At 33.1% G+C, this 12,532-nt stretch carries 10 protein-coding genes; 6 read left to right on the forward strand and 4 right to left on the reverse strand.

Annotated features, from left to right (window positions below; genetic code table 11):
- Positions 1-17: 17 nt before the first annotated feature.
- From ruvC to ACTS9J_RS01715, 3 genes are all read right to left on the reverse strand, one after another.
- Positions 18-566, reverse strand: coding sequence for a crossover junction endodeoxyribonuclease RuvC (ruvC, locus tag ACTS9J_RS01705; RefSeq protein ID WP_125348885.1), 549 nt, complete (start codon positions 564-566; stop codon positions 18-20).
- A 30-nt stretch (positions 567-596) separates the two neighbouring features.
- Positions 597-3,068: a phosphoenolpyruvate carboxylase gene (locus tag ACTS9J_RS01710; protein WP_448352761.1), complete on the reverse strand. Its 2,472-nt coding sequence runs from the start codon at positions 3,066-3,068 to the stop codon at positions 597-599.
- A gap of 180 nt (positions 3,069-3,248) precedes the next feature.
- A complete protein-coding gene (locus ACTS9J_RS01715; RefSeq protein ID WP_291095451.1) occupies positions 3,249-4,760 on the reverse strand; it encodes a GH3 auxin-responsive promoter family protein in 1,512 nt (503 codons plus the stop codon).
- A gap of 52 nt (positions 4,761-4,812) precedes the next feature.
- On the opposite strand from ACTS9J_RS01715, the gene ACTS9J_RS01720 reads away from it, so the two are divergent.
- From ACTS9J_RS01720 to thrC, 6 genes are all read left to right on the forward strand, one after another.
- Positions 4,813-5,604 (forward strand): DUF2797 domain-containing protein, encoded by a 792-nt coding sequence (locus ACTS9J_RS01720; protein ID WP_125348888.1) that lies wholly within the window; start codon positions 4,813-4,815, stop codon positions 5,602-5,604.
- Between the two features lie 153 nt (positions 5,605-5,757).
- On the forward strand, positions 5,758-6,186 hold the full coding sequence (locus ACTS9J_RS01725; protein ID WP_147280028.1) for a hypothetical protein: 429 nt from the start codon (positions 5,758-5,760) through the stop codon (positions 6,184-6,186).
- Between the two features lie 216 nt (positions 6,187-6,402).
- Positions 6,403-7,950: an aspartate kinase gene (locus ACTS9J_RS01730; RefSeq protein ID WP_448352762.1), complete on the forward strand. Its 1,548-nt coding sequence runs from the start codon at positions 6,403-6,405 to the stop codon at positions 7,948-7,950.
- Positions 7,951-8,856 carry a hypothetical protein gene (locus ACTS9J_RS01735; RefSeq protein ID WP_448353462.1) on the forward strand — a complete coding sequence of 302 codons (906 nt, stop codon included), beginning with the start codon at positions 7,951-7,953 and terminating at the stop codon, positions 8,854-8,856.
- A 3-nt stretch (positions 8,857-8,859) separates the two neighbouring features.
- A complete protein-coding gene (locus tag ACTS9J_RS01740; RefSeq protein WP_448352763.1) occupies positions 8,860-9,843 on the forward strand; it encodes a homoserine kinase in 984 nt (327 codons plus the stop codon).
- Positions 9,844-9,845: 2 nt separating this feature from the next.
- A complete protein-coding gene (gene thrC, locus ACTS9J_RS01745; protein ID WP_448352764.1) occupies positions 9,846-11,153 on the forward strand; it encodes a threonine synthase in 1,308 nt (435 codons plus the stop codon).
- A 74-nt stretch (positions 11,154-11,227) separates the two neighbouring features.
- Here thrC and ilvA read toward each other — a convergent pair whose 3' ends face one another.
- Entirely contained in the window at positions 11,228-12,511 is a 1,284-nt protein-coding gene (gene ilvA, locus ACTS9J_RS01750) for a threonine ammonia-lyase IlvA (protein ID WP_291063053.1), read from the reverse strand.
- Between the last annotated feature and the right edge of the window lie 21 nt (positions 12,512-12,532).

Consider the following 12,532-nt stretch of genomic DNA (forward strand, 5'->3'; position numbering starts at 1 on the left):
TCTACTACAAATATATTTTATTTTGTTCGATTCGGATTATTTTTTACAAAGGCATCCCAACTCGAATAAGAATTTGAGGTTCCAGTTGTTTTACCCGAATTTAGATAATGACAAACCGCAACGGCAAGACCATCTGTGGCATCCAAACGTTTCGGAATTTCTTTCAATCCAAGTAAATGCTGTAACATTCCCGCAACTTGTTCTTTTGATGCATTTCCGTTTCCAGTAATCGCCATCTTAATTTTTTTTGGCGCATATTCTACAACAGGCATATCGCGATGCAGGCAAGCCGCAATACAAACACCTTGTGCACGTCCAAGTTTTAACATAGACTGAACATTAACGCCAAAAAACTGCGCTTCAATGGCTAATTCATCAGGATGATATTGATCGATAATGGCTAAAGTTTTTTCGAAAATCTTTTTCAATTTCGTTTGTTGATTCGGAAGTTTATGCAACAACAATTCGTCTAAAGTAATCAACTTTATTTTGTTGTTTTTGACTTCAATCAAACCAAAACCCATCACCATTGTTCCAGGATCAATCCCTAAAATAATTTTTTCCATCGTTGCGAAGGTATTAAGATATTCTGAAAATTAAGCCGAATTTCGACTCGCATTAATATTTCCGAATAACGAACGCATCACAATTTGCTCATAGATTGACTTGAACTCACTTTCATGATGAATTTTGTTCAACGCGAATTGTTGAATCGTTAATAATGGTAACACAATTTTTTCGCGCATTTGTACCGAAGATTTGTTCAATGGTTCGTCTTGCATCAATTCTGTGTAACCCGAAATTTCTAAACATAATGCTTTTGATAATTCAAATTCATCATGCAAAATATTCCAAAATTCACCATATTCAGGATCATCTTTCATGTAAGAAGTTAACGGAAAATAAGTTTTTTCCATCGACATCATACTATTTTGAATCAATGTTTTGAAGAAGCTCGAATTTTTGAATAAATCTTTTACATCTTCTAAATGACCTTGTTTTTTCAATTCATTTATAGCCGTTCCAACACCAAAATACCCCGGAACATTTTGTTTTAATTGACTCCAAGAACCCACAAATGGAATAGCACGCAAATCATCGAACTCTAATTTTTTATCACCACCTCGTTTACTCGGACGGCTTCCGATATTCGTTTTTCCATAATAGTTAAGCGTACTCATATTTTCTAAATAAGGTAAAAATGAAGGATGCGCTTTCAAATCTTCGTATTTCTGATAACTAATTGTGGCTAATTTATCAATCAATACACGTTCATCAGGTGAAATCTGACTTGTGCTTGTCGAGAAAACATCCGAAATAATACCAGCTGTGTACAATTGTTCAAAATTATATTTTGCCTGCGGCATTGTTCCATAATTCGACGTAATTGTTTGCCCTTGAATCGTAATTTGAATTTCGTGATTCGCAATTGTTTTCCCTTGAGAAGCGTAAAATTCGTGCGTTTTTCCACCGCCACGCGCAGGAGGTCCACCACGACCATCAAAGAAAATAACTTCGATTTGATTTTTATCCGAAACATTCGAAAGGATTTCTTTGGTACGATAAATTTCCCAATTCGCTTTGATGTAACCGCCATCTTTTGTTCCGTCCGAAAAGCCTAACATAATCGATTGACGTTGTTTTCTACGTTCTAAATGTTGCGCATAAATAGGTAAATTATACAATTTATTCATTGTATTTTCAGCACCATCTAAGCCTCTAATCGTCTCGAAAAGTGGCATAATATCAAACTTAATTTCATCGTCTTTATAGCCGCAAAATTTGAATAAAGCATAAACATTTAAGACATCGAAAATGGTTTCAGAATTTGAAATAATGTATCGGTTAACACCTAATTCACCATTTCGTTGCTGAATTGTTTTTAATTGATAAACATTTTTGATCGTATCAACCACAATATCATCTTCAAAATCTTCTGGCTTAGCTGTAAAAGACGGATTTGTTAACAATTCGATTTGTTCAGCTTCGCTTAAATCTTTCAGATTAATTCCAGTATATTTTTCAACAATTTGGTTAATTACTTTTTGATGAACACGTGAATCTTGACGAATATCCAATGATGCAAAATGCAATCCGAAAATATCAACACGTGTGATAAAATCATCTAAAATATCTAAGAAAACACCATTGTGTTGTTCAATTAAAATTGTACGAATCGTTTGTAAGCGCGTTTTGATTTCATCAATTGTAATTGTTCCATTTTCATTGAACATATTTTCGTAAATCAAATTACTCAACGCTTTTAAAGGTTCTGTAACATGCTTGAATGTTAATCTACGTTGAACAATTTTAAGATGATTGTAATAATTTTTTAAGATACTTGTACGCAATAAACTTGCAACTTTCCATGTAATTTCTGCTGTTACAAACGGATTTCCATCGCGATCGCCTCCAGGCCAAAAACCTAATTGAATAACAGGAGATTTTAGAGGTTCACTTTCTGTAAAAAACAATTGGTTGATTTCGTTGTATAATCGTCCAATTGTTTGATAATATACATTTCTCAAATAATAAATAATAGAAACAGCTTCATCGTAAGGAGTTGGTTTTTCTTCGTTGATAAAAGGTGTTTTTCCTAATTGTTGCAACAATAAATCAATTTTACTTACCGAATCTTGTTGAATTGCGTCGCGTAAATCTTGAATAATTTGTTGAACATTTGTTGGATAAAACTGCGTTGGATGGGCTGTAAAAACAACTCTTGTTACAAAATCTTCGATTCTGGTTTTTACTTGCTCCATTTTACCTTGCGCTTGTGCAATATGATAAATGCTTTCCAAACTTCCTTTTTCATTTTCGGAATGTAATGACGGAAATGCAGCATCTTCGATACTATCAAACAAAACAACTTGTCGCTCGATGTATTGTATCATTCGAAACATCAAATCGATTTGCTCTTGTTCGGTTTTTAAATCAGTGTATTTCTCAAAAAAATTGTTGATGATTTCATTTGGTGATTTACCTTCGGGTAAACCTTTTTGACTTTCATCATACAAAAACGGAATCAATGATCCGATGTTTTGCATTTTTTCGTAGGGAAGACTCATAAAGAGACTGTTGTAAATTTGAAACTTATTTTCCACAATTTGGTGGAATTTAAGTTCAGATAAATTCGTACTTCGCATTAATAGGTATTTTTTCTCTTAATAGTAAATTTACTTGTTTCGAGGTAATTATCCTATTTATTTTAAACCAAAAAAAGAGAATCATATTGATTCTCTTTTTTATTATGATCGATTATTTAATTCAATTAATGGTTCAATAAAGTCTCTTGTATTTGATAAACGAGGAACTTTATTTTGTCCACCTAATTTACCTCTTGAAGCCATCCATTCGATGAATAATTTTGTGCGTGCTTTGTGTACAATCGGTCGATTAAGTGTCATATTATTGTAACGTTTTGCTTCGTAATCGGAATTAACTTCTTGCAAACCTTTATCTAAACAATCAATAAATTGCTCAAAATTTTCAGGCTCTTTATCAAACTCTATCATCCATTCGTGAGCGCCTTTTTCTTTTCCTTGCATAAAAATTGGACCAGCACTATATTCAGAAACAATTGAATTTGTTTGCATACAAGCACGTTTCAAAGCTTCTTCTGCATTTTCTATCATCAATTCTTCGCCAAATGCATTGATATAATGTTTTGTTCGTCCAGAAACAACAATTCTGTGTGGATTAGTTGAGGTAAATCGAACCGTATCACCAATAATATAACGCCATAAACCACCATTTGTTGTAATTACCATGGCGTAATTTTTACCAACTTCAACTTCTTTAATCGTTAAAAATCGTTGAGCTTCTGAACCAAATTCTTCCATTGGAATAAATTCGTAAAAAATTCCGTTGTCTAATAATAACAACAACTCTTTACTATTTAATTGATCCTGAATTCCAAAAAAACCTTCGGAAGCATTATATAATTCGAAATAATTTAATTTTTTCTGAGTAATTAAATTATAATTTTCTGCATAAGGTTTGAAGCTGATTCCACCATGAAAAAACACTTCGAGATTTGGCCATAATTCGTCCAAATAATTCTTTCCAGTTTCGGCTAATAATTTATTCAAAACGACTAACATCCACGAAGGAACACCAGTTAAAGAACCAACATCTTCATTTTTTGTTGCATTAATAATAGCATTCATCTTTACATTCCAATCAGACATTAAAGAAATCTCACGATTTGGAATGTTTTTCATTTCTGCATAAAAAGGTAAATTATCAATCAGAATAGCTGATAAATCACCAAAACGCGTATCATATTTTTGATAAAGTTCACTACTTCCGCCAATTCTTAAGTTTTTGTGCATAAAAATATCCGTTTCGGGATAAGCATTTAAGTACAATGCAAACATTGTTTTTCCTGCTGCGTAATGGCAATCTTCTAAGGATTCATTACTAATCGGAATAAATTTACTTTTGGCATTTGTTGTTCCAGAAGATTTCGCAAACCATTTTATTTTTCCATGCCAAGTAACATCTTTTTCACCTTTTCTTGCTAATTCAATATAAGGTTGAAAATCCTCGTAATGCACTGCAGGGACTTGCTCTTGAAATTTATGTGTCGTTTTGATTTCGTCAAAATGAAATTCTTTTCCGTAAATAGTCGATTTGGCTTTTTTGATATTCTCAAATAACACACGTTCTTGCGTACCAACTGGATTTTTGATACTTTCCTCGATGATATTCATTCGGCTACGCATCATAATTTCCATAATCTTATTGACTATTCCCATCCGCTAAAAGTTTTGTAGATTTACACAAAATTAATTAAACTTTTTTAGCAAGATGCAGTTTGAAGGACAAATTCGTAAAATGACAACTGAAAATGGAACGCCAATCAATTATTATTGGAATTTCAAGAATGATTTTATTGTTATGAATCAATTGTTAGGAAAAAAAATCAAGATTAACTTTGATCATTACGAATGTTTAAACTGTCACGAGGACAAAGAGATTTATCAGATGGGATATTGTAAAAATTGTTTTTTTACAGTTCCAGAAGCTAATCCAAGTATTATCAATCCAGAACTTTCTACAGCACATTTGGGAATTGCGCAACGTGATTTAGAGTTTGAAACGAAATTCGAATTGCAACCGCATATTGTGTATTTGGCAAATTCATCAGGAATAAAAGTTGGTGTAACGCGTTTAACGCAAGTGCCGACACGTTGGATCGATCAAGGAGCTTCAGAAGCTATTATTATTGCGCGAACGGATAATCGTTACGAAGCTGGAATGATAGAGGTTTCGTTGAAAAATGTTATTGCTGATAAAACAAATTGGCAAAGAATGTTGAAAAACGATGTGCCAGAAATTAATTTGTTCGAAAAGTATCACGAAATCAGAAATGAAGTGAATCCAGATTTTCAAAAATTTTTGGTTGATGAGCCAGAAGTTTGGAAGTTAGACTATCCAGTTTTATCTTATCCAGAAAAAGTAAAATCATTAAACTTGAAAAAAACGCCAGAAATAAAAGGTGTTTTGAAAGGAATAAAAGGTCAATACTTGATTTTTGAAGACAATACCGTTTTCAATGTTCGAGGTCACGAAGGTTTTTACGTCAATTTTGAAGTATAAAATTTATTTTACAATAAGATATATTCAAAAGTCGGTTCTGCAACAGAATCGACTTTTTTTGTTTCTATCTATTTGATTTCAATAAAAATACTTGTTTTTTATCTTATTTATTTTTACATTAGTTATAATCAATTAACACAAAAAATAGGAATTATGAAAGCAAGTGCATTACTTATGGTTGGCGGTATTTTGGCTTTAACAGCATGTAATAAAAAATCAGATTTGCCAGATTATAAGGTGAAAGAAGCAGTTTTAGATGTTTACAAATACAGAGCAGATAAGCCAGATTCACTTTTTTCGAAAGTAGAAGGCGTAAATGTGGATGATTTGAATGCGGTGGTTAAACAATATGGGCCAGTTGATGTCTACAACTTTGAGAAAATGACGCCTCTTGAAGATGGTGACAAAACAGTTTACGAAGCAGTTTATAAAGTATCTTTTAAAGGAGCAGAAGGTACAGAAACTTTTAAAGTACGAAAAATTGATAAACTAGACGGAATTGTTGTTGGCTATGCAAGTGATGTAAAACCTGTTGCTGAACCAAATGATTCATTGGCTGTAAAAAAGGATTCGGTGAAATAAATATAAAAAAATAATAAATACGTAATGATTTATTGAAAAAGTTTGTATATTCGTTATCAATAATGAAACAAAACGGATTAAATACAATCATTTCAATTACGACGACTTCTAGTGTTCACACTTAGAGGAGTTTTGTTATGTATTTAATTCTAAAAAAATAATGCAAAAGCATCTTCTCAAAAGGAAGATGCTTTTTTTATGATCAAAATTTAAATTATGAAAGTTTTAAAATTCGGAGGAACATCAGTCGGATCGGTAGAAGGTATCCGCGCGGTCGTAGAAATTGTTAAACAGGAAAAGCAACAAAATAACTCGATTATTTTGGTTGTGTCTGCTATTTCTGGTTTGACCAATTTATTAACCAAAATGTCTGAAGAAGCTTCATCAGGAAATTTTGATGAAAATGATTTAAAACTTTTTCAAGACAAACATTTCGAAATTGTAAAAGCTTTAATCGATGTGCCGAATCAAAATCCGATTTTAACAAAATTAAAATTGTTGATGAATGAGTTGGAAGCATTATTAGAAGGGGTGGAAATTCTGAAAGAATTAAGCCCTCAAACAAAAGATTTGATTTTGAGTTTCGGCGAAAGATGTAGTGCTTTATTAATAGCAAAAGTAATGCAAGAGCATGTTGGAAATTCATTGGCGATTAATGCATCAGATTATATTTTGACTGATCATAATTTTGGTCAAGCGAATGTTATCGAGGAAAAATCGTTTCAGAATATTCAACAATTAGCAAAAGATTATTCGGATAAATTATTAGTTGTAACAGGGTTTATTGCTGCTAATGAAGAAGGACGAGTGACAACTTTGGGAAGAGGAGGTTCTGATTACACTGCGGCTTTGATTGGTGCGGCTTTACATGCAGAACAAATTGAAATTTGGACAGATGTAAATGGAATGATGACGGCGGATCCTCGTTTTGTGAACAAAGCTTTTTCGTTAGAAAATTTATCGTATACAGAAGCGATGGAATTGTCGTATTTCGGTGCGAAAGTGATTTATCCGCCAACAATGGCTCCAGCTTTTAAACTTCGAATTCCGATTTTAATTAAAAACACATTTCAACCGGATTTTGAGGGAACAAAAATTCAGTTCGATTCGCAACCAACAGATTATCCAATTAAAGGAATTTCGTCGATCAAAGATATTGCATTAGTCAATATAAAAGGAAGCGGCTTGGTTGGCAAATTGGGCTTTAGTGGAAAACTTTTTTCACTTTTAGCGCAACATCATATCAACATTGTGTTGATTACGCAATCTTCGTCAGAGCATAGTATCACGCTTGCCATTCATCATAATGAAGTCGAAAAAGCAAAGCAATTAATTGAAGAAGAGTTTTGTTTGGAAATTGCAGTAAAATGGTTGGAACCAATTGAAATTGAAGAAAATCTCGGAATTATTGCAATTGTTGGAGAAAACATGAAGAAAATGGTTGGTGTTTCGGGCAAGTTATTTTATGCATTAGGACGAAATGGAATCAATGTCAGAGCGATTGCGCAAGGTTCTTCGGAGTATAATATTTCGGTTGTGATTAACGAAAATGATTTGTCAAAAGCTTTAAATGCGGTACATGATGCGTTTTTTAATCATTTGAAAAAAACAATTCATGTTTTCAATGTTGGAGTAGGAAATATTGGGTCGACATTTTTAAATCAATTAGAAAAACAGAAAGATTTTTTAGCAAAAAATAATGATATCGAGATAAAATTAGTCGGATTATCAAATTCTAAAAAAATGCTGTTTGATGAAAACTGAATCAATTTATCGAATTGGAAAAATGAATTAGAAAATTCTTCTTCACCAGCTGATTTGAATGAATTTATCCAAAAAATGAAACAGTATAATTTACCAAATTGTGTTTTTGTTGATAATACTGCGAGTTCTGATTTGCCAAATTATTACAAACAAATTTTCGAAAGCAGTATTTCGGTTGTAACATGTAATAAAATTGCGAATTCGTCTTCTTATCAAGAATATAAGAACTTGAAAGAAACGGCTCGAAAATATGGGATTGATTTCCTTTACGAAACAAATGTTGGAGCAGGTTTGCCAATTATTAGTGTGTTGAAAGATTTGCGAATGAGTGGAGATCAAATCTTAAAAATTGAAGCGATTTTATCAGGGACAATTTCGTATATCTTTAATCATTTTAAAGGTGAAAATACATTTGCCGAAGTTGTAAAAAAAGCGCAAGAATTAGGTTATACAGAGCCAGATCCTCGAGACGATTTGAGCGGAATAGATTTTATGCGAAAGATGTTGATTCTTGCTCGTGATAACGGTTACGAAGTGGAGGCAGCGGATGTAAAAATCGATTCTATTTTGCCTAAATCTTGTTTAGAAGCTGCAACTGTAGAAGATTTTTATCAAGAATTAGTCAACGAAAATGATTATTTCGAAAAGATAAAACATCAAGCAGATGAGGAGCAGAAAGTGATTCGTTACATCGGGATTTTAGAAGATGGAAAAATATCAATTTCGTTAGAATTGGTGGATAATCAACATCCGTTTTATGCCTTGTCTGGAAGCGATAATATTATTTCTTTTACAACAGCGCGTTACAAGGAACGTCCTTTGGTTGTGAAAGGACCTGGAGCTGGTGCAGAAGTTACAGCAGCTGGCGTTTTTGCAGATTTAGTTAATATAAGTTCAATACGATAAAAGATGAATCAAATAATCGAAAATAAATATAAGCTTGATCAAGCGAAGTTTTTAGATAAAGTACATGTTTTTGCTCCTGCAACAGTTGCCAATATGATCTGTGGATATGATATTTTGGGCTTTGCGGTGGATTATCCAGGTGATGAGGTAATCATGAAAAAGACAGAAAAGTTAGGAATCGAAATTCTGACAATTACAGGTGACGAGGGTAAATTGCCTTTGGATGCGATGAAAAATACAGTTTCTCATTCGGCATGGAAATTATTTTGTGATTTAGGTCTACAAGATTCTTTTGGATTATCGATAGAATTACACAAAAAAATGCCAATTGGAAGTGGTTTAGGTTCAAGCGCGGCGAGCACAGTTTCTGGACTTTTTGCATTGAATGAATTATTAGGAAAACCACTTTCTAAAAATAAGCTTTTGCCTTATTGTATGGAAGGCGAACGATTGGCTTGTGGCGCTGCTCATGCGGATAATGTTGCGCCATCGTTGTTTGGAGGAATTACGTTGATTCCTTCTTATGAGCCGATTTTGGTGCGTTCTTTACCTGTTCCTGAAAATTTATATGTCACACTGATTTACTCAAAAGTAGAAGTGCCAACAAAGGATGCGCGCAAATTAATTAAAGATAAAGTGCAATTGAGTAAAGCAATAAAACAATGGGGGAATATTGCAAGTTTGGTTGCGGCGCTTTATGAGAATGATTACGAAGAAATTGGTCGTTCGATGCAGGATGATATTGTCGAACCAAATCGTTCTTTATTGATTCCGTATTTTAATGAAATGAAAAGTATTTCGCTCGAAAATAATGCATTAACATTCGGTATTTCTGGTTCTGGACCAACAGTTATGGCGTTATCTAAAAGTAAATTGGATGCAGAAAATATCGAACAAAAATTAAATAATTTTTTGACGATAAAAGAAATTGAACATTTATCATTTGTCTCTAAAATTAATCAACAAGGACCTTACATAAAACACTAAAAATGAAATTATATAGTACAAATAATCATAATAACAGAGTCGATTTTAAACAAGCGGTTTTCCAATCTTTGCCAGAAGATAAAGGATTGTATATGCCTTTGTCGTTGGAAAAATTAGATGAAAATTGGTTGAATTCTATTGAAAATTATTCATTTCAAGAGATTGCGAAAAAGGTGACAAATCACTTATTAAAAGATGATTTTTCTGAAGAAACGATTAATAATTTAATTGATGATGTAATTAATTTTCCTGCGCCTTTGGTGTTTTTAGAAGATGATTTAGCTATTTTGGAATTATTTCACGGACCTTCTTTTGCTTTTAAAGATTTTGGAGCAAGATTTATGAGTCGCGTGATGGCACATTATTCAAAAAAAGATAATCAATTGTTAGATGTTTTGGTCGCAACTTCTGGCGATACAGGAGGCGCTGTAGCACTTGGCTTTCTGGGAGTAGAAGGAACGAGAGTAACGATTTTGTATCCAAAAGGAAAAGTGTCGCTGATACAAGAATTGCAATTAACGGCGAATGGAAAAAATATTCGTGCCATAGAAATCGACGGAACTTTTGATGATTGTCAAGCATTGGTCAAGCGAGCTTTTTTAGACAAAGATTTAATGAAAAATCTAAACTTAACCTCAGCAAATTCAATTAATATTGCTCGCTTAATTCCGCAATCTTTCTATTATTTCGAGGCATTTGCCCAAGCAAAAAGAAAAGGTTTTGAGAAAGTTTCTTTTGTTGTTCCGAGTGGAAATTTCGGGAATATTACAGCAGGTATTTTGGCTTCAAAATTAGGATTGGAAGTAGAACAATTTGTTGCGGCTACAAATGCGAATGATACAGTTCCTTCATTTTTAAAAACCGAAAATTATCAACCAAAACCTTCTGTACAAACGTTATCGAATGCAATGGATGTTGGAAATCCGAGTAATTGGGTTCGCGTGATGGAATTTTTTGAGCAAGATGTGGGGCAATTAAAATCAAAAATGGTTTCGAAAGCTTTTTCAGATATTGAAACGACAAATGCAATTGTTAAAATTAATCAAGAATATGATTACATTGCTTGTCCGCATACGTCGATTGCCTGGTTGGCGGCGAAGGAATACCAAGCGAAAAAGCAAGATGAAAAAGAGTTAGTGGTATTTTTATCGACAGCGCATCCGTGTAAATTTCCTGAAGTTTTTCCGAAAGAAATACAAGATAAAATTGTCTATCCAAAAGAAGTCGAAGAATTGAAATTGAAACAATCGAATAAAGTTGAAATGAACAATAATTTTGATGAGTTAAAAAATTGGTTGTTGAATAATTAATAAATTAAAAAGCAAAGTTTCTAACTAAATAGAAGCTTTGCTTTTTTTTGAATAATATATTAATGATGGAAAACTTATCCAATCATTAATGAAAAAAGTGTGTTGTCTGTGTTAAGATATTGATAGTCGAAATGATGATTTTCTAATCTAAAAATTAAACCATCTAAATCTTCTTTTTTGTCTAATTCAATGCCAACTACTGCTGGACCTGTTTCTTTGTTGTTTTTTTGCGTGTATTGGAAATAGGTGATGTCATCATTTTCACCCAAAACTTCGTTCACTAATTCTTTTAAAGCGCCGGCACGTTGAGGAAAATTGATAATGAAATAATGTTTCAAACCTTCATATTGCAAACTTCTTTCTTTTATTTCCTCCATTCGCGTAATGTCGTTGTTGCTTCCGCTAAGTACGCAAACCACATTTTTTCCTTTGATTTCTTCCTTGAAAAAATCTAAAGCCGAAACACTCAAAGCGCCTGCTGGTTCTACAACAATTGCATCTTCATTGTACAAACGCAAAATGCTCGAACAAACTTTTCCTTCCGGAACTGCGCAAGTTGTTTCTAAACCTTCTGCACAGATTTTATAGGTTTTTTCTCCTGCTTTTTTTACAGCTGCACCGTCCACAAAAGGATCAATCTTCGCTAATGCAACAGATTTTTTTTGTTTGATAGCTTCTGCCATACTTGCTGCTCCACTCGGTTCTATACCAATAATTTTGGTGTTTGGACTAAGTGTTTTCATCACAGAAATAACGCCAGATGCTAAACCTCCACCACCAATTGGCACGAAAATATAATCGATTGGTTGATCGCATTGATTCAAAATTTCTAATGCAACTGTTCCTTGTCCTGCAATTACTTTTTCATCATCAAAAGGATGAATAAATGTAATATTTCCTTCTTGCGATAATTGATGTGCAAAAGCCGATGCATCATCAAATGTATCGCCATGTAAAATAATTTCGATTTGATCTTTACCAAACCATTTTACTTGTTTTATTTTTTGTTGAGGTGTCGTTGTAGGCATCACAATTTTACCTTTGATGTTTAATTGTTGACACGAATACGCCACACCTTGTGCGTGATTTCCTGCACTTGCGCAGATCACACCATTATTTTTTTCTTGTTCTGATAACTGAACGATTTTATTATAAGCACCACGTAATTTGTACGAACGGACGACTTGTAAATCTTCTCGTTTTAGATAGACATTCGCATCAAATTGACGACTTAAATTTTCATTGAAATCGAAAGGAGTGTTTTTGGCAACTCCTTTCAAATTCATTTGTGCTAAGTTTACTTCGTCAAGCGAAACGCCTAAGGTCTCAGTTTTTTCATTTCTAAGTCCATTTGCCATAATTCACTGTTTGTTAGTTCT

The organism is Empedobacter sp. ULE_I140, from assembly GCF_053482575.1.

What these genes read in the sequence shown, in the direction of transcription:
- ruvC (WP_125348885.1), bottom strand. Translation starts at nt 566, where the DNA reads ATGGAAAAAATTATTTTAGGGATTGATCCTGGAACAATGGTGATGGGT.
- ACTS9J_RS01710 (WP_448352761.1), bottom strand. Translation starts at nt 3,068, where the DNA reads ATGAGTCTTCCCTACGAAAAAATGCAAAACATCGGATCATTGATTCCG.
- ACTS9J_RS01715 (WP_291095451.1), bottom strand. Translation starts at nt 4,760, where the DNA reads ATGGGAATAGTCAATAAGATTATGGAAATTATGATGCGTAGCCGAATG.
- ACTS9J_RS01720 (WP_125348888.1), top strand. Translation starts at nt 4,813, where the DNA reads ATGCAGTTTGAAGGACAAATTCGTAAAATGACAACTGAAAATGGAACG.
- ACTS9J_RS01725 (WP_147280028.1), top strand. Translation starts at nt 5,758, where the DNA reads ATGAAAGCAAGTGCATTACTTATGGTTGGCGGTATTTTGGCTTTAACA.
- ACTS9J_RS01730 (WP_448352762.1), top strand. Translation starts at nt 6,403, where the DNA reads ATGAAAGTTTTAAAATTCGGAGGAACATCAGTCGGATCGGTAGAAGGT.
- ACTS9J_RS01740 (WP_448352763.1), top strand. Translation starts at nt 8,860, where the DNA reads ATGAATCAAATAATCGAAAATAAATATAAGCTTGATCAAGCGAAGTTT.
- thrC (WP_448352764.1), top strand. Translation starts at nt 9,846, where the DNA reads ATGAAATTATATAGTACAAATAATCATAATAACAGAGTCGATTTTAAA.
- ilvA (WP_291063053.1), bottom strand. Translation starts at nt 12,511, where the DNA reads ATGGCAAATGGACTTAGAAATGAAAAAACTGAGACCTTAGGCGTTTCG.